This is a genomic window from Bifidobacterium sp. LH_419 (genome assembly GCF_056356955.1).
Map to the genome: position 1 here is coordinate 92,681 of NZ_JBKEVG010000003.1, position 25,581 is coordinate 118,261.

The 25,581-nt window shown below is 62.7% G+C and carries 18 protein-coding genes and 1 pseudogene; 11 read left to right on the forward strand and 8 right to left on the reverse strand.

What is annotated here, in order from left to right; all coding sequences use genetic code 11:
- Nucleotides 1-191 precede the first annotated feature (191 nt).
- The 4 genes from AC1AYX_RS03810 to AC1AYX_RS03825 all read left to right on the forward strand — a co-directional run bounded on the left by AC1AYX_RS03810 (nucleotide 192) and on the right by AC1AYX_RS03825 (nucleotide 4,981).
- The gene (locus AC1AYX_RS03810) at nucleotides 192-1,940 is read left to right on the forward strand and encodes a VWA domain-containing protein (RefSeq protein WP_476502251.1); all 1,749 of its coding nucleotides are present in this window, start codon (nucleotides 192-194) and stop codon (nucleotides 1,938-1,940) included.
- Complete coding sequence (locus AC1AYX_RS03815; protein WP_476502252.1) at nucleotides 1,940-2,566, forward strand: hypothetical protein; 627 nt, start codon at nucleotides 1,940-1,942, stop codon at nucleotides 2,564-2,566. The genes AC1AYX_RS03810 and AC1AYX_RS03815 overlap by 1 nt, the downstream gene beginning before the upstream one ends.
- Nucleotides 2,563-3,672 carry a hypothetical protein gene (locus tag AC1AYX_RS03820; RefSeq protein WP_476502253.1) on the forward strand — a complete coding sequence of 370 codons (1,110 nt, stop codon included), beginning with the start codon at nucleotides 2,563-2,565 and terminating at the stop codon, nucleotides 3,670-3,672. The genes AC1AYX_RS03815 and AC1AYX_RS03820 overlap by 4 nt, the downstream gene beginning before the upstream one ends.
- Before the next feature lie 118 nt (nucleotides 3,673-3,790).
- Nucleotides 3,791-4,981, forward strand: coding sequence for a toxic anion resistance protein (locus AC1AYX_RS03825; protein WP_476502254.1), 1,191 nt, complete (start codon nucleotides 3,791-3,793; stop codon nucleotides 4,979-4,981).
- 167 nt (nucleotides 4,982-5,148) lie between these two features.
- Here the strand turns inward: AC1AYX_RS03825 and AC1AYX_RS03830 are convergent, their stop codons facing one another.
- Nucleotides 5,149-5,469: a hypothetical protein gene (locus tag AC1AYX_RS03830; protein ID WP_476502255.1), complete on the reverse strand. Its 321-nt coding sequence runs from the start codon at nucleotides 5,467-5,469 to the stop codon at nucleotides 5,149-5,151.
- 73 nt (nucleotides 5,470-5,542) lie between these two features.
- Here AC1AYX_RS03830 and AC1AYX_RS03835 point away from each other — a divergent pair, with 73 nt between their 5' ends.
- The 6 genes and pseudogenes from AC1AYX_RS03835 to msrB all read left to right on the forward strand — a co-directional run bounded on the left by AC1AYX_RS03835 (nucleotide 5,543) and on the right by msrB (nucleotide 14,193).
- The gene (locus tag AC1AYX_RS03835; protein WP_476502256.1) at nucleotides 5,543-6,517 is read left to right on the forward strand and encodes a DMT family transporter; all 975 of its coding nucleotides are present in this window, start codon (nucleotides 5,543-5,545) and stop codon (nucleotides 6,515-6,517) included.
- Nucleotides 6,518-6,655: 138 nt separating this feature from the next.
- Nucleotides 6,656-6,940: pseudogene (locus tag AC1AYX_RS03840) on the forward strand (acylphosphatase); the annotation flags it as partial.
- 749 nt (nucleotides 6,941-7,689) lie between these two features.
- Nucleotides 7,690-8,220, forward strand: coding sequence for an Hsp20/alpha crystallin family protein (locus AC1AYX_RS03845; RefSeq protein WP_476502257.1), 531 nt, complete (start codon nucleotides 7,690-7,692; stop codon nucleotides 8,218-8,220).
- Between the two features lie 631 nt (nucleotides 8,221-8,851).
- Nucleotides 8,852-10,363, forward strand: a complete 1,512-nt coding sequence (locus AC1AYX_RS03850) for an alpha/beta hydrolase (RefSeq protein ID WP_476502308.1) — start codon at nucleotides 8,852-8,854, stop codon at nucleotides 10,361-10,363.
- A 13-nt stretch (nucleotides 10,364-10,376) separates the two neighbouring features.
- On the forward strand, nucleotides 10,377-13,115 hold the full coding sequence (locus AC1AYX_RS03855) for a bifunctional lysylphosphatidylglycerol flippase/synthetase MprF (protein ID WP_476502258.1): 2,739 nt from the start codon (nucleotides 10,377-10,379) through the stop codon (nucleotides 13,113-13,115).
- A 10-nt stretch (nucleotides 13,116-13,125) separates the two neighbouring features.
- Nucleotides 13,126-14,193: a peptide-methionine (R)-S-oxide reductase MsrB gene (msrB, locus tag AC1AYX_RS03860; RefSeq protein ID WP_476502259.1), complete on the forward strand. Its 1,068-nt coding sequence runs from the start codon at nucleotides 13,126-13,128 to the stop codon at nucleotides 14,191-14,193.
- Here the strand turns inward: msrB and rhuM are convergent.
- From rhuM to AC1AYX_RS03885, 5 genes are all read right to left on the reverse strand, one after another.
- Entirely contained in the window at nucleotides 14,097-15,407 is a 1,311-nt protein-coding gene (gene rhuM, locus AC1AYX_RS03865) for a RhuM family protein (protein ID WP_476502260.1), read from the reverse strand. The genes msrB and rhuM overlap by 97 nt on opposite strands.
- A 140-nt stretch (nucleotides 15,408-15,547) precedes the next feature.
- A complete protein-coding gene (locus AC1AYX_RS03870) occupies nucleotides 15,548-15,703 on the reverse strand; it encodes a hypothetical protein (protein WP_476502261.1) in 156 nt (51 codons plus the stop codon).
- 193 nt (nucleotides 15,704-15,896) lie between these two features.
- A complete protein-coding gene (locus AC1AYX_RS03875) occupies nucleotides 15,897-16,964 on the reverse strand; it encodes a metallophosphoesterase (RefSeq protein ID WP_476502262.1) in 1,068 nt (355 codons plus the stop codon).
- A gap of 469 nt (nucleotides 16,965-17,433) precedes the next feature.
- Entirely contained in the window at nucleotides 17,434-20,622 is a 3,189-nt protein-coding gene (locus tag AC1AYX_RS03880; RefSeq protein WP_476502309.1) for a DEAD/DEAH box helicase, read from the reverse strand.
- 171 nt (nucleotides 20,623-20,793) lie between these two features.
- On the reverse strand, nucleotides 20,794-21,216 hold the full coding sequence (locus tag AC1AYX_RS03885; protein WP_476502263.1) for a (deoxy)nucleoside triphosphate pyrophosphohydrolase: 423 nt from the start codon (nucleotides 21,214-21,216) through the stop codon (nucleotides 20,794-20,796).
- Nucleotides 21,217-21,376: 160 nt separating this feature from the next.
- Here AC1AYX_RS03885 and AC1AYX_RS03890 point away from each other — a divergent pair, with 160 nt between their 5' ends.
- On the forward strand, nucleotides 21,377-21,625 hold the full coding sequence (locus AC1AYX_RS03890; RefSeq protein WP_476502264.1) for a hypothetical protein: 249 nt from the start codon (nucleotides 21,377-21,379) through the stop codon (nucleotides 21,623-21,625).
- Nucleotides 21,626-21,651: 26 nt separating this feature from the next.
- Here the strand turns inward: AC1AYX_RS03890 and AC1AYX_RS03895 are convergent, their stop codons facing one another.
- On the reverse strand, nucleotides 21,652-23,400 hold the full coding sequence (locus AC1AYX_RS03895) for an LlaJI family restriction endonuclease (RefSeq protein ID WP_476502265.1): 1,749 nt from the start codon (nucleotides 23,398-23,400) through the stop codon (nucleotides 21,652-21,654).
- Between the two features lie 20 nt (nucleotides 23,401-23,420).
- A complete protein-coding gene (locus AC1AYX_RS03900) occupies nucleotides 23,421-25,193 on the reverse strand; it encodes an AAA family ATPase (protein ID WP_476502266.1) in 1,773 nt (590 codons plus the stop codon).
- Nucleotides 25,194-25,581: the final 388 nt, after the last annotated feature.

Genomic DNA, 25,581 nt, shown 5'->3' on the forward strand with positions numbered 1-25,581 from the left:
CGCTTTCGCGGATGTCGGTTTTCCTTGCTCCCCCTTTCAGGGGGAGCTGTCCGCGAAGCGGACTGAGGGGGTTGGACGAGCGGAGGCGAAGCGGACTCCCTACGTAGGTGGGTGTTGTTTTTCATGCATTGTTCACTTTGATGTCGCTTGGCGGTATCGGCGGCGCAAGAAGCGCGTTCGACAATGGAATCATGGATAGGAAAGTTGGGTTTCGCCGTCGAATCGCCGCAGCGGCGGCAGTGATTTGCGCCGCCGCCATGATGCTCACCGGATGCGCGTCGGGCGGCAACGGATCGAATGGTTCCGGCAACGGGTCGAACGGCACGAACGGCAACGCCTCCGCCCCCGCCGGCACCTCGTCGACGAGCAATAACGGCACCACGCAGACGTTCAAGCCGGGCTCCGGCTCCGCCGGCGACATCCGCATCGCCTCCGGTTCCGAGAACAAGGAGGTGGCCGGCGCGATCCAGAAGGCCGCCGACGCGTCCGGCGTGACCGTGACCGTCGACTACATGGGTTCGCTCGACATCATGAACGTACTCGAATCCGGTGCCGCCGAGTACGACGCCGTCTGGCCCGCCTCCTCGATGTGGATCTCGATGGGCGACACCAAGCACCTCGTCAAGGACGCGCAGAGCACGTCCACCACGCCGATCGTGTTCGGCATCGCGAAGAAGAAGGCCGAACAGCTCGGCTGGGCGGACTCCTCCGGCAAGACGAAGGCCGTCTCCACCGCCGACGTGCTCGCCAAGGTGAAAAGCGGCGACCTCAAGTTCTCGATGACCTCCGCCACGCAGTCCAACTCGGGCGCCTCCGCGTACCTCGCGTTCATGACCGCGCTGCGCGGCGGCACCGGCCCGCTCACCGACAGCGACCTCGCCGACGCCTCGCTCACCTCGTCGGTCGCGCAGCTGCTCAAGGGCGTGGACCGCTCCTCCGGCTCCTCCGACTGGCTGAAGGACATGGTCGTGGCCAACCCCGACCGCTTCGACTCGATGGTCAACTACGAGTCGCTCGTCATCCAGGCCGATAAGACGCTCACGAAGAACGGCCATGACCCGCTCCTCACCATCTACCCGTCCGACGGCATCGCCGTGTCCGATTCGCCGCTCGGCTACGTGGACCGCGGCCAGGCCTCCGGCAAGCGCAAGGCGTACGACGCGTTCGCGAAGGCGCTGCGCTCCAAGGACTCCAAGCTCGAATTCGAGCGCGCGGGCCGCCGTACCGGACTCGGCGGCGCGCTCACCTACGCCTCCGACAGCCAGGTCAAGCAGTCGTTCCGCGCCGCCTGGGGCATCGACACGAACGCGAGCACGCTGAAGGCGATCCCGCTGCCCACCGCGAAGACCATCACCAAGGCGCTCGACGTGTACCAGAACGGACTGCGCAAGCCCAGCTGGACCGTGTGGGTCGTCGACTACTCCGGCTCGATGGACGGCGACGGCAAGAACGGCGTCGTCAAGGGCCTCAAGGCGGCGCTCGACCCGACCGAATCGGCGGCGGCGCACATCCAGCCTTCCGGCAACGACGTCAACATCCTCATCCCGTTCGAAAGCATCCCGCACGATCCGATCCGCGCCAACGGCACCGACACCGGCAACCTGCTCAACACGGCCGAAGTCACCGCGGCCGACGGCGGCACCGACATCTACGCGGGACTCGAAGCCGCATACCAGCAGCTGCCGGGCGCCGACCAGAAGAACGACTACACGACCGCGATCGTGCTGATGACCGACGGCCAGTCGCAGGTCAACAACCGTGACGCCGCGCTCGCCCAGTACAAGGACGACAACCTCGACGTCCCGATCTTCTCGATCATGTTCGGCGACGCCGACTCCTCGCAGCTCGACCCGATCGCGCAGATGTCCAACGCGAAGGTGTTCGACGGCCGCACCGGCGACCTCGCCGACGTGTTCCGCACCGTCAAGGGATTCAACTGATGCTCCAGATCATCTGCGGAATCATCGCCGGCGGCGTGCTCGCCGTGCTCGGATTCGCCGTCTCCGGCGGCGGCGTCATCGGCCTCGGCGTCTCGCTCGCGCTCGCCGCGCTCGGCTACGTCGCCGGGTCGTCGCTCACCGAGCCGGAACGCCGCATCGGCCACATGCTCGCCAGCGCGTTGCCGAACGGACAGAAGGCGGCCGACGCGATCGACGCCGCCAACTCGCGCCTCAACGCGATCGCCATGCTCGCCCGGCAGGTGCACGACGAGCAGGTGAAGGCCGAGGCGGACGACTTCGTCGCCGCGACCCGCAGCCTCGTCGACTACGTCGCCAAGGACACGTCCGCCTACGCGATCCTGCGCCACTACATCACCGTGTACGGCGAACAGACGCAGAAACTGCTGCGCGCCTACGTGGACGTCGAATCGTCCGGCGCGCATGACCAGGCCGAGAAGGCGAGAGTCGAGACCATCGAGGCGCTGCAGGTGCTGGAACGCACCGCCGCCGGCGAACTGAGCCGCGCCGTCAGCTCGAAGACGCTCGGCATCGCCGCCGACTCCGACGCGATCCAGCGCCTCGCCAGCATGGACGGCTACCAGACGGAAACGGAGTCGAAGGAATGAAACTGTCGAAATCGAAGATCATCGGATTGGTGGCGCTGCTCGCCATCGTCGCCATCATCGGAGGCACGCTCGTCTGGCGGCAGGCGCAGCCCAAGCCGGCCGCGCCCGTCGAGACGGTGAAGGTGAACGGCTACCTCGGCGGCGAGAAGATCGGACTGTTCGACGATCCGGACTTCCAGAAGGCCGCCGCCGCGCAGGGTCTCAACGTCGACTACCGCAAGGCCGGCAGCCTCGCGATGATGACCGCGGACACGAAGGGCATGGACTACCTGTTCCCCTCCTCCCGCGCCGCCGTCGAATACGGCGCGGACAAGGGGGTGAAGGCCACGCAGAGCGACATCGTGTTCAACTCGCCGATCGTGCTGTACACGCACAAGGCCGTCGCCGACGGACTCGTCTCCGGCGGGCTGATGAGCAAAAGCAAGGACGGCGTCTACTCGATGGACATGGCCAAGGCCGTCGACGCGATGGTGCACGACAAGACGTGGGCGGACGTCGGCTATGCGGCCGGCTACGGACAGTTCCGCATCGACTCCACCGACCCGGTCCAGTCGAACTCCGGCAACGAGTACGCGGCGCTCATCGCCAACGTGCTCAACGGCGGGCAGCCCGCCACCACCGACTCGCTCGCACGTGACAAGGAGACCATCAAGTCGATCTTCGCGAAGTCCGGATGGATGGAGAACTCGTCCGAGGATTCGTTCAACCAGTTCCTCACGCTCGGCGTCGGCTCCAAGCCGATGATGGTCGGCTACGAAGCGCAGATCCTCGACCTCGCCGTCAACCAGCCGGACGCGTTCAAGCAGATCAAGGACGACGTCGTCATCGTCTACCCGACGCCCACCGTGTGGAGCACGCACACGCTGATGGCGCTCGACAAGAAGGGGGAGAAGCTGCTCACCGTGCTCAAATCGCCCGCGATCCAGAAGCTCGCCTGGGAGCAGCACGGGTTCCGCGCCGCCAACTTCACCGGCACCGACTCGATCAAACGCTTCAAGGTGAACGGCACGCTCGACCAGATCCCCGCCGTCTCCGAACTGCCCCGCAACAGCGCCATGCAGGAGCTCATCGAAGCCCTCAAAGGACTGACGCCGCAGCCGCAGTGACGCTGCACCGGACTCCCGCGAAGCGGGTGGGGGAGAGACCTGCGCCCCCTTCAGGGGGAGCTGTCGCCGAAGGCGACTGAGGGGGCAAAAACCGTTTATCGAAAGGAACACAATCATCATGGCAAAACAGATCTCACTCGCCGACCTCGCCGGCGGCAACACGGTCACGAATCCCGCACTCGCCGGGCTGAACGGCGCCGGAACGGGCGCCGCAGCCGGCGAACTCGTCCCCACCGCCGCACAGGCCGTCGCCGACGCGACCCAACTCACACCCGACCAGCAGATCGCGAAACTTCCCGCCGCCGACCAGCAGACCGTCGCGCAGATGGCCGACCAGATCGACTTCACCCGCGACGGCATCGAATCCAGCTACGGCAAGGACGCGCAACGCGCCACCAGCACGTTCGCCGACGAAATCCTTTCCGAAACCCGCTCGAAGGACACCGGCGAGGCGGGCGAACTGCTCGGCACGATGCTCGTCACCATCGACGAGGCCGAACTCAGCGGATTCCGCAAGATCCCGATCCTCGGCCAGGTGGCCGTCTCGATCGACAAACTGCGCCGCCGCTACCAGAAGGTCGACGCGCAGATCGACGAGATTATCACCAAGCTGGAGGCCGCGCAGTCGCGCCTCGTCGCCGACATCTCCATGTACAACACGATGTACGAGCAGAACGCGCAGCAGTACCGCGAACTCAAGATCACCGTGCTCGCCGGCAAGAAGGCGCTCGCCGACTTCCGCGCCACGCAGCTGCCCGCGCTCGAGGCGGAGGCGACGAAGAGCGGCGACCCGATGCAGGCGCAGCTGCTCAAGGACTTCAAGGCGAAGCTCGACCGGTTCGAGAAGCGCCTCGACGACCTCGACCGTATCTCCGTCGTCACGCTGCAGACCGCGCCGCAGATCAAGATCATCCAGAACGCGGACCAGACCATCGTCGACAAGATCGACACGACCATCTCCACGACGATCCCGGTGTGGAAGTCGCAGATGGTGATCGCGCTCGGCCTGTCCAACCAGCGCAAGGCGCTCGACCTGCAGAACAAGGCCGACGACGTGACCAACAAGCTGCTGCAACGCAACGCATCCGCCCTGCACAAGGGCGCGGTGGACGCGGAGAAGGCGAACCAGCGGTCCGTGGTGGAGATCGAGACGCTGGAGAAGATCAACTCGGAGCTCATCGCCACGCTGAAGGAGACCGTGCAGATCCAGAAGCAGGGCAAGGCGAACCGTGAGGCCGCCCAGGTCAAGATGCGTCAGATCGAATCCGACCTCAGGAACGCCCTCATCGAAAACGCCCGGGCCATGTGACTCGTTTCATGCCTCCCTCTGACGGGACGCCGCCGTGAAGCAAACGCCAGAGGCGTTTGTAGGCGACGTGCGAGCCGACAGGCGAGCCGATATGAGGTCAGCCGCAGGCTGTCCGTAATTGCGGGGGAGCTGTCGCCAAAGGCGACTGAGGGGGTGTAAGGAGAGCCCTACTTCCGCTTCCCCGTGAACGGTTCGAGCAGCGTGTTCGGATTCGAGACGCCGAGCATGCTGCGCCCGCCCGTCTTCTCCGGGTGACGCGCGACGATCGCCATCGAGATCGCGCCCGGCACCATGATGATCGCGAAGATCGCCGCGAGCCCCCAATGCACGAAGAAACCCAACGCGAGGAACACGACGACCAGGCCGATCACGGTCGCGACGATGGTGACGGTGCGCGTCTTCGCGTTCACCGGCTTGAGACCGTCCTCGTCTTCGCCGGACCGCGGCCGGCTCTGTGACTGCTTCTCGGATTCATGTGCTTCGCTCATACGCCCCAGCATAGTGCCGCTCGGCCGTGGTTCTGCCGCGGTTCGGGAATCGTCCGGTGCCATACTGGTAGCCATGAGTGAAGAGCAACGGGCCCCGCGCGAACAAGTCGGGAACGGGGAATCATCGCGCGGGAAATCCGGGAACGCGCGCGTCGCCACATTCGAACGCACGCCGCGCGACATCCTGATCGGCGCAGGGCTCGTCCTGTTCGGCGGACTGCTGTGGGGCTGCAACGCCACCGTATCGAAGGTGCTGATGGGGCCGTACCACGTCGATCCGCTGTGGCTCGCCTGCATGCGCGAACTGTTCGCCGGCGTCCTGTTCCTCGCCGCGGCGGGCATCCGCACGCCGAAACTCGTCGCTGGCGCGGTGCGCGACCGGAAATCGTATCTGTCGTTCTTCGTGTGCTCGCTCGTATGCGTGCTCGCCGTGCAGGTCGCCTACCTCTCCTCGATCGACTGGACGAATGCCGGAACCGCCACCGTATTGCAGTCGCTGAACCTGCTGTTCGTGCTGCTGTTCGTCTGCATCCGCGGGCGGCGCTTGCCTGGACTGCGAGAAAGCGCGGGCGTTGCGCTCGCGTTCGCCGGCACCGTACTCATCGCCACCGGTGGCGACCTGTCCACGCTGAAACTGCCGGCCATGGGCCTCGTGTGGGGGCTCATCAACGCGGCGGCGACCGGCGCGATGTCGATTCTGCCGATGAAGCTCGTGCAGCGGTGGGGCAACATGGTGGTCAACGGCGTGATGTTCGTCATCTCGGGGCTGGTGCTGCTGCCGATCGTGCGGCCGTGGGCCGGGTCGCCCTCGTTCGACGGGCTCGGCTGGGCGCTGATGGCGTTCACCGTGGTGCTGGGCACGTTCGGGGCGTTCGGGCTGTTCCTCGCGGGCGTGGTGCGGGTCGGCGCGATGCGCGCCACGATGCTCGGCACGGTCGAGCCGGTCGCCGCCACGGTCTCCTCGGTGCTGTTCCTCGGAGCTGTGTTCACGCCCACCGACCTGGTGGGCTTCGTGCTCATCCTCGCCATGGTGTTCCTGGTGCGGTGACGGGCACATGCCTAAGGGCCTGCCCCCTGGCCCTTTCCCCTTACTTTCTCGCAGTCTCTCCCGGTCCCTGTCTTCTTTGCCTTCCCGTTCCCGTCCTTGCGAAGGGGACGCCGACCTATCGAACGATTGGAATGAGTAATGATGAGTGATGAGATCATCCGTGTGCATGCCGTGGTGACGGGCATGGTGCAGGGCGTGGGATTCCGCTACTTCGTGGTGACGAAGGTGCGCGCGATCGGCGGACTGTCCGGATGGGTGCGCAACCGCTATGACGGCTCGGTGGAGGTCGAGGCGCAGGGGTCGCGCGCCGCGGTCGCGCAGCTGATCAGCGCGCTGAAGGTCGGCCCCCGCTGGTCGCAGGTCGAGCATGTGGAAGTGCGCGAGATCCCGGCGGAAGACGGTGCCGGGATGCGTGCCGGCATTGGCTCCAAGCGAGGTTCCCGTGTCGGGGACGGTTCTCGCCGTGCGGCGGAACGGGCCGATTCCTTCCGCGTCTATCCCGATGCCTGAATGGCGTTGATCGCGCGGTGGCTCCGCTTCGTTGCCCTTTGGGCCGCGTTATATCCCGTATGCGGTAGGCGCATAGGCTGGCCGTATGGCGAATGTGTATGGTTTGCGGGGCGTTGTGTAGGGTTTCTGACTGGTTGTGTATGGTTCCGGGGCGAACGTGCATGATTGCGGAACGAACGTGTAGTCCATCTGAGCGAACCTGTGGGGTGGCGGCGTGAAGAGCCGCCTGTTCGCTCTGTCGGCCGGTAGGACGTTTGGCGGAATTCCAGGCTTTTGCGCAGGCGCTTGTGCCTGTGCCAGGGCGTTCTTCGGCACCACACCGTACACGTTCGGTCCGGAGGACTACACATTGCCCCGGGAATCGTGCAGGTTGCTCCGGAAACCATGCAGGTTGCGTTCTGAACCATGCACACCGCCCTCCAAACCATGCGCATTCGCGGGTTCGCGTCCGTATTCGCTGATTCCCGGGCATGTTCACTGTGGGTAAAACCGTGGAATGATTCGGGCTCTCGGGAATTGAGTGAAGTGAAAGGCGAAGGTGAGAGCCCCGGAAGGGGTTCCGGAACCGGCCACGATATCCGTTTCCGTTCGCCGCCTATGGCAGGGCGGCGGGCGGGACGGTAGCCAAGCCGTGTTCTCTCCTTGTTGAAGGAGTACCGATTATGGCGATGTTTCCGGCTTTGATGAATGACACGATGTTCTCCGATCTGTTCGATGACCCGTTCTTCGAGGGTTGGCGCAACATGGACTCTCAGATGGGCTCCATGATGCCGGCGAACACGATGGCGAACATGATGACCACGGATGTGCGTGAGACCGACAAGGGCTACGACGTGGACATCGATATGCCGGGCTTCAAGAAGGACGACATCAAGCTCGAGCTGAACAACGGCTACCTGACCGTGTCCGCCTCGCGTTCCAGCGAGCATGAGGACAAGGCTCCGGAGTCCGCGAACGCCTCCGACGCCCAGGGCAAGGGCGAGCAGTGCGCCTGCGGTTCCGACGAGTCCGGTCGTTGGCTGCGTCGCGAACGCTACATGGGCTCCTGCTCTCGTAGCTTCTACGTGGGCGACGAGGTGAAGGAATCCGACACCCACGCCAGCTACAACAATGGCACGCTGTGCATTCAGGTTCCGAAGATGCAGGCCCAGCCGCAAGTCGAGTCCAAGCACCAGATCGCGATTGAAGGCTGAGCCGTTAAGCAGACAGTCCGGTGGGCTGTCTGTAGGCTCAGCCTGAGCGAGGCGAAAGCCGAGCGAAGGCAGGTCTGAGCCCGGCCGTAGGCCGGTCCGTAATTGCAGGGCCGGAGGAGACGCCGTTAAGCAGGCAGCCCGGTGGCTGTCTGTAGGCTCAGACTGAGCACGTCTGACGGTACGCCGTCCGCCCCATACGTCCCCCTTCCTTGGGATTGAGTAGACGGGCGACGCGGAAACAATGCCAGCCAACAAGAGGCCGGCGCATCGAGAATCATCCCCGATGCGCCGGCCTCTTTTGTCGTTGTGCAGGGGTTGCCGCCTTCCTTATGGCTCCCTCTGACGAGGGAGCTGTCAGCCGCAGGCTGACTGAGGGAGAGATAGCTGGAACGTGACGTTTGCAACTATCTCTCCCCCACCCGGCTTCGCCGGGAGCCGACACCCCGCCCGCAATCAAGGACGGGGCCTGTGGCCCAACCTGAGTGAATCATGGGAATCGTCGGGGAGAATCTTGGGTTTTCTCGGCTCTTCCTGAATCGCGCGTTAGGCTTACGTGCGCATTGTGAAGCGCATGGTGAAGTATGTCATGGGGATGATCGAGATGGGTTCTGCTTCGGTCTCAACATTGGATATGGCGTCATCGGCATGGTTGATGCAGGTGTCGCTGGTCCGGGGCGTATTGCCGCGGACCGTGTTCATAGTCACCGCATGCGCCGCGGTCGCACTCGTCATATCGCTCGCCGTCGCGCTCGTCCGCCCGACTCAGGTTTCCAGCCAGGCTCCCAGCCAAGCTTCCAGCCCGGCTCCCGGCAAGCCCGCGGATTCCGCCGTCACACCAGCCTCCGCAACCCCGTCCGCAGCCTTCCTTCCCGCGCTCGCCATCCTCGCCGCCGCGCTCGCCGCCGGCCTCATCGGCCTGCTCCTCGCATGGTTCATCTCCGACGGCATCATGGTGTTCGGCGTCTCGCTCGGCTGGCCGGTCATCATCGCCGTCGCCTGCGGGTTCGCCGGTCTCGGCGCGATCGCCGCCGTAATCGTCGTCGCGAACCGTCGCCGCGCGCCCCGCGCCGTCGCTCGCCGCATCACCCGCGCGATTGCGGTCATCCTCATCCCGCTCACGCTGCTCGCCACCGCGCTGCGCGTTGACGCGATCTTCGGCGAATACCAGACCGTCGGCAGCGTCGTCGGGTACACGCCGTACGCGTCGATTGACTCGGTGACCATCCACCGCGCGGCGATGACGGTCGCGCAGTGGCGCGCCGCAGCCGAGCGCCACGACGCGCCGGACCATCCCGCGCACGGCCGCATACTGTCCGTGACCATCCCGAACACGAAATCCCATTTCGCGGCGCGCAAGGCGATGGTGTACCTGCCGCCGGCCGCGCTCGCGAAGCGGCCGCCGCGGCTGCCGGTCATGGAACTGCTCGCCGGGCAGCCGGGCAGTCCGGGGCGGCTGGTCGCGGCCGCCGGCCTCGCGCGCATGATGAACGCGTACGCCGACGCGCATGACGGTCTCGCGCCGGTCGTCGTCGTGCCGGACCAGAACGGCGCCGACACGCACAACAGCCTGTGTGCCGACACCAGCCAGGGCGACGCGGAAACGTATCTCACGCGCGACGTCGTCGCGTGGGCGAAACGCACGCTGCCCGTCGCGACCGACCCGCGCATGTGGGCGATCGGCGGATTCTCGCAGGGCGGCACGTGCACGACGCAGATCGCGCCGCGCCACCCGGAACTGTACGGCGCGATGCTGCCCGTCGACGGCGAACTCAAGCCGACCAACGGGTCCGTCGCCGACATGACGAAGAACTACTTCCGCGGCCGTCGCGCCGACTACGACGCGCAGGTGCCGGTCAACGCGCTCGCCGCGCTCGACCCCGGCGAGGCGCGCGGCCTCGCGCTGTTCGCCGGCGCGGGGGAACGCGACAAGGATTCGGTGCGCAACATGCGCACGATCGCCGCGGCCGCGCGCAAGGCCGGCGTGGGCGACGTGACCGAGATCGTCGTGCCCGGCCACGGCCACGACTGGCATGCGGTGCAGGCCGTGTGGAAGCCCGGCGTCGACTGGTTCAGCGCGCGCACCGGGCTCGGCGCGATGACGAAGGCCGTCAAGGATTACCCGCAAGTGGAGGTGCAGGAATGATGGAGGTGCAGGAATGAGCGGAGAGAAAGCACAACGGAACGGGACGGCCGGACAGGCGCAGCCCCGGCAGTCGGGCAAGACCCGGCAAGCTCAGCCCCGGCAGGCCGGCAAACCCCGGCCGACCACCCAGGCGTGGCAGGCGCTCGCCGGCGACGCACGCCGATGGGCGGACGCGCACCGGTTCGCCGTCGGCGCGACGCTCGCGTTCACGGCGGTGAATCTCGTCGCGTGGATCGCGGCGGCCGTCACCGGATTCGACTTCCCGCTGCGCCTGCACACCAGCATGGCCGAATTCAGCTTCGGCAAGCTCCTGTGCTCGCTGTTCCTCGCACGCGGCGTCATCCAATTGGTCTTCGACGCGTTGCTGTGGCTCGTCATGCTGTCCATCGCCGAACGATGGCTGGGCCGCGCGCGCACCGTGCGCATCGCCGTCGCATGCGCACTCGGCGGCGTGATCGTCGGACTGACGCTATGCGCCGCGACCGGGTCGCTGCTGCATGACACCCGCATCATCGAGCGCATCTCGTTCGTGCTGAGCCCGCTCACGCTGCCGGTCGGCGCGCTGATGGCCGCCAGCGCGTACTGCACGCACCTGTGGCGGCAGCGCATCCGTCTCGTCGGCTACGTGGCGATTCTGGTCACGCTGCTGTACAGCGGCAATCCCGGCGGCTACTGCATCCTCGCCGCCGCGATCATCGGCCATGTCGCCGGCGTGGTGATGCGGCAGCGCGAACGTCGCGTCGGCGCGCTCGACGCGACGCACGACGCGACGCGCGCCGAAACCGACGCCTCGGCCGGAACCGAATCCGCCGAAACCCGCTGGCACTGGCTGCGCGGCACCTCGTACGAAATCCGCCGCCTCTATGCCGCGATCGCCGTCGTGCTCGCGCTCGGCCCGGTGCTCGCCATCACCGCGCACACGCACGCCGGGCCGTTGAGCACGCTGGGACTCATCATGAGCCCCGCTGCGGCCGACGACGGCACGCTCGCCCGCTGCATCGCCGGCTCCACGCGCACCGACTGCTTCCTCCAGTTTGACCTGCTGCGCACGTCGATGCCCGGCGCGGTGCTGCGCTCGCTGCTGCCCACCGCCGTCACGCTCGTGCTCGCGTGGGGCCTGTACCGCGGCCGCCGGTTCGCCGCAGTCGCCTCCATCGCCGTCAATCTCGTCACAGCGGGCGTCGCGGTCGCCTACTATCTCGTCGTGCCGCTGCGGTTCGCGCCGGACGGCGTCTACTCGCTCGTCGACCATGGCGCGTTCGCCGCGTGCGTCGCGAACGCGCTGCCGCCGTTCGCGTTCGCCGTGGCGCTGCTCGTCGGTCTGCGCCGGTTCCCGGTGCGCGTCGGATGGCGGCGTCTCGCCGGCGGCGTCACGGCGTGCGTGCTCGCGCTGCTCGCATGCACGGCCGTGTACCTGCTGTACGGTCTCGCGCTTCCGGGCGAGTTCGCGCCGCGTGCCACGGCCGCGACGCTGCTCGCCGAGCTGCCGGGACGGTTCCTGCCGATTGGTTTCCTCAGTCACGTGCGACTCGCGTTCGTGCCGGTCACGCCGCTCGCGTCGATCGTGTACCAGGGCGTGGGACTCGTGTTCTGGATCGTCGTGCTGGTGGTCGTCGTGCGGTGGATGGGCGACGTGACGGCGGTCGACGAGCGTGCGCGCGCCCGCGCGGAACGGCTCGTCGAGGCCGGCGGCGAGTCGATGAGCTTCATGACCACGTGGGAGGGCAACGAGTATTGGATGTCCGATTCCGGGCGGTCCGCGGTCGCGTATCGTGTGTGGGGCGGCGTGGCGCTCACCTGCACCGGGCCGTTCGGCGATCCGTCCGAGTGGGATGATGATCTGATCGCGTTCTCGAAGTATTGCGCGTCGCGGTCGCTGACGCCCGCGTTCTACGCGGTGCATCGCGAACAGCGCGACCGGCTGCTCGCGATGGGATGGCAGTCGATCGAAGTGGGCGGCGAGATGGTCGTCGACCCGCGGCAGTGGAAGACGACCGGCAAGAAATGGCAGGACATCCGCACCGCGATCAACAAGGCGAAGCGGCAGGGCGTTGTGGACGTGTACTCCACATTCCTCGACGCGTCGCTCGACGTGCGCGAGCAGATCGAGGACATCTCCGAGGAGTGGGCGCAGGGCAAGGCGCTGCCGGAGATGAAGTTCACGCTGGGTGGCGTCGAGGAGCTGCGCGACCCGCGCGTGCGGCTGCTGTACGCGATGGACGCGGACGGCCGCGTGCTCGGCGTGACCAGCTGGCTGCCCACGTGGCGCGATGGGAGGATCGTCGGATGGACGCTCGACTTCATGCGGCATCGTCCGGACAGCCCGAACGGCGTGATGGAGTTCCTGATCGCGCGTATGGCGGAACGGTTGCGGGATGAGGGGGCTTCGGCTGGTTCGGATGGGGCTGGCTCGGCTGGGGCTGGGTCGGCCGTCGAGTTCATGAGCCTGTCCGCCGCGCCGCTTGCCGGCATGAATCCGGAGCGGGACAACACGCTGCCGGGCGGCGCCGGTGACGGCATCGAGGTGCTGCAGCATGCGCTCCAGCTCGTGGCCGACTGGATGGAACCCGCGTACGGATTCCACTCGTTGTTCAACTTCAAACGCAAGTTCCAACCGAGCGAAGAGCCCGTGTACGTGTGCTACCCGGATGCGGCGAAGCTCGCGCAGATCGGCCTGGCCGTCACCCACGCCTACGTGCCGTCCGTCACGCCCGGCGAGATAGCCGGCATGCTCAGGACCCTGCGCAAGTAGTCTTGGGGACATGACTGATACGAACGAGAACAAGAGCAATGCGACGGATGTGACGGGCGTGACGGGCGGGGCTTCCGCGCCCGCGACGAACGTCGCCTATTTCGCGGGCGGCTGCTTCTGGGGGCTGGAACGCTACTTCCAGAACGTGGACGGCGTGACCGACACGACTGTCGGCTACGCGCAGTCCACCGTCGAGAACCCGACCTACGAGCAGGTGTGCGCGGGGCAGACCGACGCCGCCGAAACCGTGAAGGTGACGTTCGACCCGTCGCGCGTGACGTTGCGCACGCTTTCGCTGCTGTTCCTCGAGGTCATCGACCCGTTCTCCGTGGACCGTCAGGGCGAGGATTCCGGCCGCCAGTACCGCACTGGCATGTTCTTCACGTCCGATGCGCAGCGGTCGACCTATATCGCCGCGATCGAGCAGCTGATCGACCGCCAGCCGCAGCGTCCGGCCGTGCTCATCGAGCCGCTGCGCAACTTCTACCCGGCTGAGGCGCATCATCAGGATTATCTGGTGAACAATCCCGGCGGCTACTGCCATATCCCGCTCGCCGCGATCGCGAACGTGAAGCGCCGCCAGAAGTACGTGGAGAAGATCTGGGGCCTGACGCTCGAACAGTTCGCGGTGACGCAGAACGCCGCCACCGAGCGCCCGTTCGTCAACGAGTACGACCACACGTTCGAGCCGGGCATCTACGTGGACATCGTGAGCGGCGAGCCGTTGTTCTCGTCGCGCGACAAGTTCGATTCCGGTTGCGGCTGGCCCGCGTTCTCGAAGCCTCTGGAAGCCTCCTCGTTGACCGAGCAAGCCGACGACCGCGTGCCCGGCCGCCCGCGCATCGAGATCCGCACCGCGGACACGCAGATCCATCTCGGCCACGTGTTCGAGGACGGCCCCGCCGACCGCGGCGGCCTGCGCTACTGCATGAATTCGGCCTCGCTGCGGTTCGTGCCTCGCTCCCGCATGGAGGCCGAAGGCTACGCCAAGTGGATCCCGGCGGTCGACGGCGATGCCGACGGTGACGGTGTGGATGGTGCCGGTGCGGCTGGTGTGGCCGGTGTGGCCGGCGAGTGACGGCGCGGCTCGGCCAGCATCCGTTCTACCAAATCAATCATCACGTCCTTTTCGTCAGGGTCGCTTACCGCTACGAGTAACGTGATGGCCGCAAGATCGTTGTTGGTGATTTCCGGCGTATGGCCGCCGGCGAAGGCGTCGGCGTTTCCCTCAAGGAATCGCACGAACAGTGCGGCGGCCATACGTTTGTTGCCGTCGGCGAACGGATGGTCCTTGACCATGAAATACAGCAGATGCGCGGCTTTCTCCTCGACTGTCGGGTACAGGTCCTGGCCGTCGAAGCTCTGATAGATGGCGCCGATGATGCGTTCCACGGATTCGCCCCGTTCCCGTCCGAGCAACGAATCGGCGGGGTACGCCTGTCGCAGGCGCATCGCCAGAGCATGGACGTCATCGGCTCCGAGTTTCCAGACCGGATGTGTTTGCGGTTCAGGAGATAGTTCGCGCGCATCGTAGTCGCGCAGCATGTCCAATCCCGGCAGGTAGCTTGATACCACATCCGCGATGCCGGCCGCCAGCTGGTTGTCGCTGCGGGCAAGCACGTTGACGATTCTTCCCAGTTGTTCCAGACGTCGCTTGTTGGCCGCATAGCCATCGATGAGGTATCGCCTCAGCACGGTGGTGGCCCAGCGGCGGAATTGCACGCCGCGTTGCGATTTCACACGATAGCCCACGGAAATAATGACGTCGAGATCGTAGTAGGTGACGGGCTTGTCGGAGTGGGCAATTTGCACTTTTTGCAAATTGCTTTCTCCGTTGATTTCTCCTTCCGCGATGGCGTTGGCGATATGTCGAGAAATCGACGCTACGGAACGGTCGAACAGTTCCGCCATCTGGGCCTGAGTCAGCCATACCGTGTCGCCGTTCACATTGACTTCCAGTTGTATGGTGCCGTCCTCGGAACGGTACAGTTCAATGTTCTTGGCTGATTCGTGGGGCGGCGTGTTCGTGACGATGTCTGATGATGCGGCCACGTCGGGCTCATCATCGGCATCGGGCAAGATGATGCCGGTGAGGCTCGCCGTGGCCGGTGTGAGCGGGCTGGCGAGGGCGTCGAGCGCCTGCTCGTACCGCTGCAGGAAATCCTGCGTCGGATTTCCCTCGCGTTCCGCGCGCGACAGCGCCGACTGGGTGGTCCCCATGGCCTTCGCCACCGCGCCCTGCGTGACGTGCAGTCGCCGGCGCTCCCCGCGCAGCTCCTCAATGCTTTTCATATCCCCAATATAGCATATGTGCTATATGCAACACGGCGGATATGGCTTCGTCGTCCTCTCGGAATCGTACGTCGCCGATCGGCGCGAATCGGCGCGAATCGGTGTGATTCAGCGCAAAATCAGCGCAAAATCAGCGTGAATCAGTACGAATAGGCGTAACGCTGGTATGAGTCGACCGGTCCGTCCGCCGGAGCATCATCGTGGCCGTACGCGTTCTCGGACATGGACGCGGAGGTCCTTACTTCGGTCTTCAGCAGATAACGTTCGGCGAAATCCAGTGTGGTGAACACCATCATGACCTCCTTCTTTCGGTAACCATCATTGCGACAATCGTCGCGGGATCGTTGACCGCCGTACCCCGCTACGAATGTGAGCACCATGAAACCACGCCGTTCCGTGCGCCACAAGACGCGATGCATACGAAGATGCTATGACCCGTTCAAAATGCGTGGGATGACGGTCCTCCTGATGCGCTCCGTCGAAGTTGCATCACCGCACGCGTGGCATGACACTCCATGCGCCACCGCTGGCACAGTCGTACAGCAGGAGCGAGCCGTCGCCGATCGGTCGTCCGCTGCGGTATAGCGAATGTGTGTCGCAATACCACAACTCTGCACGGCTGCGTTTCGACGGGCGTCCAGCTGTGGTGAGTGTTCCCGTGCCGACACCGCACCGGCGGTACAGCACCGTATTGATCGGCGAGTGGCCGACGATCTGCCGGTAGCCGACGAGCGGGTCGAACGCCAGCTCCTCCATGCCCGCCCAGACCGGCGACGGAATCGTCCCGGGGAAACCGCCGCGTTCGGCCCCGACCATCACGCCGAACGGCCGGATGCCGCCGCCGATATGCCCCTGCGCGAACGTGTTGATGGCATCTGCCGCCTGCTCCGCGTTGGGTGTGAAGAGGTTCCTGGCGGGCTCTCCATCGGAATCGTCGCCCGGCAGCGGCTCGCCTGCGTCGGCGAGTTTGCCGATCACCCATTCCCACCATGTCTGCGTGACTCCGGCATGCGAGGCGAGTACCTGATTCCCGCGCGCGTCCGTGAGGCCATAGGCGAGCTGCGGGTACATCATGTGCAGCAGATAATGCACGTCTCGGTAGGCGCCGTCGTTGTAGCCGGGGCAGGTGTCGCGGAACGCACGATGGTCGGCCGTTCCTGGATCCACCCAGTAGGTGAGGTCGTGATTGCCAAGCAGTACGATGACCTCGCGCCGGTCGCGCTGTCGGTTCACCCAGTCCGCGAGCCGCTCGAACGCGGCGACCTCGCCGGCGACACTGGCGTCCCACTCATTGAGCAGATCGCCAAGCAGCACAATCACGCCGGCGTCGGTACGCTCCGCAGCCTCCTCGATGATCGGGCAGATCTTCGCGCCTTTGCAATGAATGTCGCCGGAGAAGAGGATACGGTCGGTGCGCGAGCCATTTTGGCCGAGACCGCGCCGCCATCGTTTCGCACGTTGCGGAGGTTCGGGCAGTACGCGCGCTCTGGCGATGGCCGCAGACCCGTCTTGGTCGTCGGCGTCGTACGTGCCGAATATGAGATCATCAATCCGCATGATTCTGTTCCTTCCGTCTGGACTTTGCCGGCCCCGCCAGTTCACCGAGGCTCCTTCCTGAGCCTGCCAAGGGCATACTGTGACTGCACTACGGCCGCGCCGCCGCTGTTCGTCTTGATTATCCCACTCTCTTGCCGCTTGCCTATGGTGGTCCGATGAGTCGACGCATATGCCGATGTTGCGTCTTCCGTAGGTGGTTTGTCGTTTCCGTAGGTTTCCGTCCGGGGAAATCCTTATGGCCAGGTCAACGAAAACGGCGTCATTGCAACGAAGTTGGCTATGGCGTTCTCTGCGAAATTGTCTTCAGTTATCTACGGAAGCCCCGAAGGACCTATGGAAGCCGTTTCGATGCTATCCCGAAGACAAAGCCGATGGAAAATCGAGCTTTGCCTTCGGGAGCCGTTGGAATCGGTGGTGAATTACCAGTCGTTGTGTTTGCTGCGTCAACCCCTGTCCTCGGCTGGTCGGTTCAGCTGGTCAGATGGCGGTAGAGTTCCGGGTCGAGTGGTTTGGCGAGTCGCAGCGTGGAGAGCGTCACGTTCACGCGGCCCTCGCCGGACGCGGTGGGTTTCGTCGTGAGCGTCGGATGGTCGAACGCGGCGACATGGCCGACGTAGTAGTACCGGCCATCCGCCTCCTCCGCCTTGCGCATGACGAACAGTGGCACGAAGTGCGTGCGGTCCCACTCCGCCGAGCCGACGCCATCCCGCACCCACCGGAATTCCGGCGACTGCGGCGTGCGTCCGTTCTTGCTGTAGTACCGCATCTCCTGTGCGTTGAGGAATTCGTCTTCGTACTGGCTGGCTGCGTATTTCACGAAGATCGGCATCGTGCCCGTCTCCTTGTCGAGCAGATACCCGCCTACGTTCTGCGGCGTGTTCTCCTTGCGCCATCCGCACAGCCGCATGACGTCCGCCATCGAGTATTTGCGTTCGTACAGGAACGCGCGGTCGAACGTGCGCCGATTCTCGCGCGCCTCCCGGAACAGGTCGCGGCAGTTGGCGAGTCCGGTGCGCAGCGTGTCCGCGAAGAAGATGCGGAACGTCCGGTTCCGGGCGAGCATCGCGGCGAACGTCGCGTTCAGTCGGTACGCGGGTTCGCCGCTGTCGCCGGCGACGTCCGTCGCGTCGATCAGCGGCTGCCCGCCGAAGCGTTTGCTGTTCGGCCCGGTGAAGTACGAGTAGTCGAGCACGCCGATCGCCGAGTCGAATTGCACGCTGGACAGGTCGGCTTGCGGGAAGTCCGCGCGGATCGCGTCGATGAGTGTGCTACGGGAGATTGGTGCCGATGGTGCCCACTCTGCTTCAGCGGCGGCGTCGCCGCCCGGCCGTTCGTCCGCGAACCGGCACAGCCGATCGAGGATGACGAGCTCGTGCGGTCGGATACCCGGCAGCAGCAGTTCCGTCGCCATTTTGAGGATCGCGTCCTCGACCTCGTTCACCGGTTCCAACTGGTCTGCGAATGACGTCTCCTTGGCTTTGCTGGCTTTGGCCGTTTTCCCACCGCCGAGACTCTTCTCGCGTGACCGCACGAAGTCGAGATAGTTGCTGCGCTTCGACGCCAGCGTGTACGGCAGCGAGGAGTCGTAGGCGTAGATATCCATGAGCATCGGGATGCGACCGAGCTCGTACCTCACCTGACGATACTGTTCCGACAGCTTCTTCATCTCGGACCAGTCGGCGGTGTCCAACGACTTCAGCACGCGTTCCTTAGCGATTCTGTCGAAGCTGATCGACGACAATCCGATCGACTTGCGTTGCAGGTTCCTGCGCGCCCGATCGCGGTCGCCGGTATTGCCGTACAAGGCGACCGGAATCAGGTAGTTGTTGGTGTAGTTGCCGATGAAGTCGATGACGACGACGCTTTCCTTATGCGGGAACTTGCGCAGACCACGACCCAGCTGCTGGGTGAAGATGATGCTGGATTCCGTGCTGCGCAACATCACGATCTGGTTGACCGCGGGAATATCGACGCCTTCGTTGAACATGTCGACGGTGAACAGATAATCGAGTTCGCCCTTGGTGAGTTGCCGCACGTACTCGTCGCGCTGCGCTTGCGAGACTTGCTTGCCGTCGGCGTCCGTGCTGGTCACGGCGGCCGTCCGGTAGAGGCGCTCCGCCTGCTGGTTCCACTGCTGGTTGAACAGGCGCGACAATTCGTGCGCCTCCTCCTGACGGCTGCAGAACACGAGCCCGGTGACGGGCACGTTGAACTGCCCGTACTCCTGCAGTTTGTCGATGATGTAGCGCACGCGCTTTTCCGATGCGAGCTGTCTGATCTCGTACTTGAGCTGCTTCGATTGTTTCGCGTCAAGGCCTTGCGTGACGTCCAGGCGATGCGCGGCCTGATCTGGATCATCGTCGGAACCGAGGTATTCGGCGACGCCGTAATAGTGGAACGGACAGAGCATGTTCTCGTCCAGCGCCTTCTGCAACCGGATTTCGTAGGCGATATTGTGGCCGAACAATTCGAAGATGTTGATGCCGTCGGTGCGTTCCGGAGTGGCCGTCATGCCGAGCATGAAATCGGCGTCCTTGAAATGGTCGATGACGTCCTGATACCCCTTGGCACCGGCATGATGCACCTCATCGACCAGCACATAGTCGAATTCGTCGGAAGCGAACTGCGACAATACTTCCGGCTGTCGCATCGTCTGCACGGTGGCGAACACGTATTTGCGATCCTGCTGCTTGCTGGTGCCCGAATAGATGCCCAGTTCCGATTCGTCGCAGCCGAGCACTTTTTGATAGGACTTCTTCGCCGCTTCGAGGATCATCTGCTGCTGCGCGATGTACAGCATGCGCTTCGGCTTGTACGCGCGCACGTCGAACGCGGACAGATAGGTCTTGCCGGTGCCGGTGGCCGACACGATGATCGCGCGATGCTCACCTTGCTCACGGAGCTTCCTGAGGTTCTCCAGCGCCTCCTTCTGCATGGTGTTCGGCTGGATGTCGCGGCCTTCGAGGGATTCGAGGATGTCGCGACGTGGCGGCGCGTACTTCTTGAAATCCTCCTCGTACTGTTTGATCCATTCCTCGGTGAGCGGCACCGAATCGGCCACCTGCGAGTCGATTTCGTCACGCACCTGTTGGACCAGTTCGCCATCGGCGAGGGAGGAGACCTTCAGGTTCCATTCGCGTTGCGTGCTCAGCGCCGCGCCCGTGAGATTCGAGCTGCCGATGAACAGGTCGTAATACGGGGTGCCGTTATGCATACGTCGTGCGAAAATGTAGCCCTTCGGATGGAACGGTTGGCCTTGCGATTCGGTGGCCGAATCGTTGTCGGAACCTTCCCAGACGCGCACGTCGATGTCGGCGGTGCGCTTCAGATGCAGCAGTTCCCAGAAGGCGCGGGGATCGTTGAAATGATTCTTCGTTGAAGTGATCAGACGGCTAGGGTGCCGAGGCTCGCTGTCGTGATGATCGACGAAGGATTGCAGCAGACTCTGAACGGCGCTGGCCGAGACGAACGCGACGGAGATGTCGAAGGAATCGCTGTTCGCGAGGGCATCGCTGAGCTGATCGTGCATGGTGAGTCCGCCGGGACGATTGGAGATGAGCGCGGGCTTATAGGTGACGGGGGCATCCGGCCGTGGTTCGATGAGACCGGCGATGGCGCCTTCGATCACGGAGTGTCTGGCGTCATTGTCAGATTCCATTGCGGTCGTGGTTGCGGTTGCGGTCGTGGCCGAATGGCCGAGGCGCAGGTTGATGTCGAAATCCGCGTTCGTCATGTCGTCTCCTGATTACTTGATTACTGCCGATTGATTGTGCGACTGGTTACTGGTGGCTGTGGATGGTCGTGTCCGGTCGCACCCGGTCGCGTCTGGCTACTTCGCCAGCGATTGCTTCTTCGCGATGATGCCGACCGCTTCCCGGTCGACCGGTGCCCAATCCAGCTGTGGCATTTCCGCCGGTTCCAACCAACGAATATCCGTGTGCTCGGTGAGATGCGGTGTGCCCGCGGTCAGGTGGCAGATGAACGTGGTGAGGCGCACGGTGCCGAACTCATAGGCGTATTCGCTGGTGCATACTTCCTCCGCCACGTCGACCTCGCACAGCAGCTCCTCTTCGATCTCGCGGTGCAGCGCCTGACGCGCGGTCTCGTGTGGTTCGATCTTGCCGCCGGGAAACTCCCAATACCCGGCGAGCGATTTGCCCGGTCCGCGCCGCGCGCACAACACCGCACCCTCGCGGACGATCGCCGCGCCAACGACATTGATGACCTTGGTCTTGGAACTGCCTGCTTCCATGCGGCCAGGATACAACGGCTACGCTGGAATCGTGGAGGACACGCAGCGGTGCGGATACGCGGATCGTAGATCACTCGTGGATCTGTCACGGTTCACCTTTGGAAGCGCGCGCTCATCGATCACGATGAATGGCATCCGACAACGATTCGTAAGGAGACTGATGATGAGTGTGCATATCCCCGCATGCGTGACGTTCGTGATGCCGAACGGCGAACGAATCCGCTGGTACAGCAATATCGTGAACGCCTTGGAAGCGGACGGCGAAACCGAAATCACCACGCGCGAGCGCTTGGCGGATGTTCTGGCCGACGCTGTTCCGTTGGCGGTCTCAGTGATGCTGCTGTCCGATGATTGGCTGAGCGGTGATGGCGTTGACGATGGTGATGATGATGGCAATGGCGTCGAATGACGTCGAAGCCGATAACGGAGACGAGACTATTTCCGGAACATGGCCCTGAGGCGTTTCATGCCCTGTTCGTGGCTCGTACCTTCCTCGGATTGATAGAGGCGCAACGCCTGTTCGGGGTCCATCTCGAATACTGCGATGGACCAAGGAACATCCTTGTCGTATATGCTCTGCAAGCGTTGCTGCATAAATGGGAAGTAGGTGGCACCGCGACGTGTCAGGAGTTTGCGATCCACGCGTGTTGGGAAGTTCTCATTTGTGTTCAGGGACCTCGTGGATTTCCCGGCCTTGGCGTCGCCGTCTTCGGAATCGGGAATCAACGGAATCTGGCCGGGCATGACGAACGCGTTGCCGGAGACTCGTACCGAGTCCTTCGCTGTTTTCTCCGGATCGGGCTTCGTCTCTTGCGGCATCAGGGCCAACAGATAGAAATACTGTTTGACGATGTCCTTCAGGCTAGGAGTGCGCGTGACATTTCCCTTCGGCTTCTTTTGTCCCGTTGATGCTGTGGCGCGCTTGTAGTTCGGAACGTAATACTTCGCATCGATGATGTAGCGCTTGCCGCCATCCTTGTCGAGAGCGACCACGTCCGGCTCCAATGGTGAACTTTCGGCGCTCTGCGTATCGGTATCATCCTCACTGGTTTCCTCGGCGTCGATGAAGGTCTTCTCCGAAGGTTCCGGGGCGGTCGCAGCCCATGCCAACGGTTCCACGTACCTCCAAATCGGGTTATCGGTCTTGTGGAGTTCTTCCTCGTCGTTGAACAGTTTCTTGCAGACATCCTCCCACACCAGATTGAACGAGCATGTCCCCTGAGCGAGCAACGGCATCGACCGCCCGCTGCTCCGCACCTCCAGATATTGGATCAACGCGCGTAGCAGCAGACATTTGCGTGTGACGAACTGGACACGCAGCTCCTTCCACAACAGACGCAACAGCTGGTCGCTGTCACCGATTTCGGCGAGTGTTTTCGGGGACGGTTCCGCGGTCGGCAGCCGGAACAACGCGTTCAATCCTGATGATTCCAGATAGTGCGAGATGTCCGTGATGACGGCGGCTTGGATAGAACGGATGATGGTCGTCGTATCGACGGTGGAACGGGTGCTGACGACGTCGACGTAGACCGGTTTGCGCGAGGACGTGCGCATCGGCATGATCTGATTGACGGTGCGGTTCCAGTCGATTTCGCCGTAGCCGTTCAACTCGGTGATGCGGCGGGTGGACTGGTAGAGGCCGTTCTCCGCGTAGTCGTTGAGCAGGAACCGATACAGGTCGATGAGATTGCCGTCACTGTTGTCGACGGCAGCTTCGTAATCGAATCCGATGGTGTTGTGCTTGTGGGCTGGGTCGGTGTTGTACCGACGGATGGCGCCCATGATGGTCGCGAATTCATCGAGTACTGCCGGTTCGTGGCCGGTGATGTTCTCCGGTGTGACTTCCCGATAATACTTGGGAAGAACGGCGAACATGTAGGGGCCGATTGCCAGTATTCCCACATAGTTGAACTGGTAGGTGTTCGATTCGGATATCGTTTCCGATGAGCCTTTGCTGATCGTGAAGATTGAGGTTCTGTTGATTTGCAAGTGCAATAGGCGACGAATCAATTGTTCGATATCGGCGGCCGAAGTCTCCGGTTTCTCTTCGCTGTCGTCAGTCGTCACGGCATCGCTTTGACTGAGGGTAGTCAAAGCGACATCGGCGCGCATCAAGTCATCCGCGGAGTACTCTTGCTGCTCGCGGAAGAAGAAGTTGGCGATATCGGACGGCTGGGGATTCATGGAGATTCCGTTCGTTTACATCACTTGAAAATGGCGAATTGCTTCTTATCCCATGCGGTAAATAGAGCGCTTAAGGTCAAGGGGCTGCCGTTGGCGTCCCCGACTCCCTTTTCGTCAAATACCTCAGTGCGCTTATACCGGGCGGCATCCTCGAACAGGTACATGATGACCTTGTTCTTGAACGCTTCGTTGAACTCGTCAGTGCCGGTAGTGAGGTTGGGTGAACCAAGGAAGAACGGGCCAAGCAGTTTGTCCTCGGACACCTTGGCTTTGGTGAGCAGTAGCATATTAATCTTGTTGCGCCAGTCTCGCCACTTGGTGTCTTTGATTTTTTCGGCGCCATCGTTGATACCTACATAGCGGAAATTCCAGCGGCGCTTGAACGCCGTGTCCATCGGGTACACACCTTGGTCGGCCGAATTCATCGTGGCCCAAATGAGCATGTTGCTGGGCAGGGCGATGGAGAGGGACTTGGGCGCTTCGCCGGTCGCGTCGTAATGCTGTCCGGTGATTTCCGCCAGCCGTTTCCTCCCCTGTTCATTAAGACCGTCCTTTGACCAGAGGTAAGCCTTCATGTCCTCACTGACAGTGATGGGGTAGGTGCTGTTTCCGGCGTCGTTCCGATCCAGCAGCTGGAAGATGTCGCCGAACACCGAGGCTGGATCGGCGCGATTGATCTCCTCGATAACCAGTACATGATCCTGTTCAGAGTCTTGATCGTTGAGGGCGTCGATCAGCACACGAGTGAACGGTCCCGGTGTGAACGCATATGTGAAGTCGGCTTTGCCCTGCTCCTTGGTGATGGCCTTCGGCCGGAACGAGCCGACGAACTGCGCGTGCAGATAATCCGAATAGAACGTCACACGTTCGTATCGTCCCTCGAACTGCCTCAGATCCTCGTTGAGCCTATAGCTCTTACCAGTTCCCGGCGCTCCGAAGTAGATGAGATTGCGGTTGAGGTCGTTAATTGGTGAAGATTTAAGGAATTCGGCATAGAGTTCAAGATCCCGTGCTGCGTATCCAGCAGTTACTTCTGGGGATTTCTCTTCTGGCGATTTGTATAGGGTGCGTGTTCCAATCCAATCAGACCGTATTTGTAGAAGTGTGTCGGAATCTATTAAGTCAAAGATTGTATCAAACTTGGGAAGATTATATGATGAAATGGGCTTCTTGTTAGTTCCTATCAAAGATGTGTATTTTATATCTTTTGCAGCATTGATATAGCTAGTTTTTGAGTTTGGATAAAGCTGTTCCAATTTAATGCCAAACAGCTTTTCCCTGATCTTGCTATTGTTGTAGCTGCTTGTAGATCTTCCTTTCGGATTGCATTCAGCATAGAATATATCCGAGTGGTTTTGCAATGATGGATAGGGTTCAATATTGGGCTTGTGTATCGAGATGGTTAAGCGGTTTTGATAATCAGAGAATAGTTTTTCTAATTGAATGGTTTTATTTGCAAAACTTATGTGGCCGGATCGTTCGGTCTTCTTATTATTTGAAGTTGTAGTGTTGCTAATATCAATAGTTGGCTCCTTGGCCGAGTGAACATCTACCAGCAGATACTCGCCGTCTTGTTCGAGTTTGGCGAAGGTGAGCACCACGTCGGTATCGCGGTATGCGTCGGAGTCGAACATGCCTTTCGGCAGATCAAAGGTCTGGCCTGCTGCGCAGTAGTCCAGCGCGAGACGGCCGCGGCTGTCGAAGTGTCCGCGTCCATCGGTGGAGATCAGCAAGGCGAAGATGCGACCATTGGTTTGTGCGAACAGTTCGTGGAATTCTTTCTGTTCCGGCATAGTCCCCGCTCCCATCATCATCGAGTTGCCGTCATCCTATCGCAATATCGGGTATCGGCCATGGATAGCCACTCCGGCGTGACGCGATTCGATGATCGTAGATCACTGGTGGATCTCCTGTCACGCGCCTACTGAAGCGCGTGCTTGTCGATCACGATGGGTGTCGGTTCATTTGTCACTTGACTTGCGGAAAGGTCGCCATGCCGTATTCGCATCACCATAGATATTCATCACCTGTCTCCGCTCTCCCTACGCTCTCCGACATCGAATCTCGGATGAGTGAGTTGGACGCTGCGCTTTACGTCAAAGCCGCGGAGCAGTATCGAAACCGTGAGATTCATCCGGAATGGGAGTGCTACCAGCTGGACGGGAACACATTCGTCACACA

Bases quoted from the DNA above. Each gene is read 5' to 3' on its own strand.
- AC1AYX_RS03815 (WP_476502252.1), top strand. From the start codon at position 1,940: ATGCTCCAGATCATCTGCGGAATCATCGCCGGCGGCGTGCTCGCCGTG.
- AC1AYX_RS03890 (WP_476502264.1), top strand. From the start codon at position 21,377: ATGATGAGTGTGCATATCCCCGCATGCGTGACGTTCGTGATGCCGAAC.
- AC1AYX_RS03900 (WP_476502266.1), bottom strand. From the start codon at position 25,193: ATGCCGGAACAGAAAGAATTCCACGAACTGTTCGCACAAACCAATGGT.
- AC1AYX_RS03850 (WP_476502308.1), top strand. From the start codon at position 8,852: ATGGCGTCATCGGCATGGTTGATGCAGGTGTCGCTGGTCCGGGGCGTA.
- AC1AYX_RS03895 (WP_476502265.1), bottom strand. From the start codon at position 23,400: ATGAATCCCCAGCCGTCCGATATCGCCAACTTCTTCTTCCGCGAGCAG.
- AC1AYX_RS03820 (WP_476502253.1), top strand. From the start codon at position 2,563: ATGAAACTGTCGAAATCGAAGATCATCGGATTGGTGGCGCTGCTCGCC.
- AC1AYX_RS03870 (WP_476502261.1), bottom strand. From the start codon at position 15,703: ATGATGGTGTTCACCACACTGGATTTCGCCGAACGTTATCTGCTGAAG.
- AC1AYX_RS03875 (WP_476502262.1), bottom strand. From the start codon at position 16,964: ATGCGGATTGATGATCTCATATTCGGCACGTACGACGCCGACGACCAA.
- AC1AYX_RS03855 (WP_476502258.1), top strand. From the start codon at position 10,377: ATGAGCGGAGAGAAAGCACAACGGAACGGGACGGCCGGACAGGCGCAG.
- AC1AYX_RS03830 (WP_476502255.1), bottom strand. From the start codon at position 5,469: ATGAGCGAAGCACATGAATCCGAGAAGCAGTCACAGAGCCGGCCGCGG.
- AC1AYX_RS03845 (WP_476502257.1), top strand. From the start codon at position 7,690: ATGGCGATGTTTCCGGCTTTGATGAATGACACGATGTTCTCCGATCTG.
- AC1AYX_RS03810 (WP_476502251.1), top strand. From the start codon at position 192: ATGGATAGGAAAGTTGGGTTTCGCCGTCGAATCGCCGCAGCGGCGGCA.
- msrB (WP_476502259.1), top strand. From the start codon at position 13,126: ATGACTGATACGAACGAGAACAAGAGCAATGCGACGGATGTGACGGGC.
- AC1AYX_RS03835 (WP_476502256.1), top strand. From the start codon at position 5,543: ATGAGTGAAGAGCAACGGGCCCCGCGCGAACAAGTCGGGAACGGGGAA.
- AC1AYX_RS03885 (WP_476502263.1), bottom strand. From the start codon at position 21,216: ATGGAAGCAGGCAGTTCCAAGACCAAGGTCATCAATGTCGTTGGCGCG.
- rhuM (WP_476502260.1), bottom strand. From the start codon at position 15,407: ATGAAAAGCATTGAGGAGCTGCGCGGGGAGCGCCGGCGACTGCACGTC.
- AC1AYX_RS03880 (WP_476502309.1), bottom strand. From the start codon at position 20,622: ATGGAATCTGACAATGACGCCAGACACTCCGTGATCGAAGGCGCCATC.
- AC1AYX_RS03825 (WP_476502254.1), top strand. From the start codon at position 3,791: ATGGCAAAACAGATCTCACTCGCCGACCTCGCCGGCGGCAACACGGTC.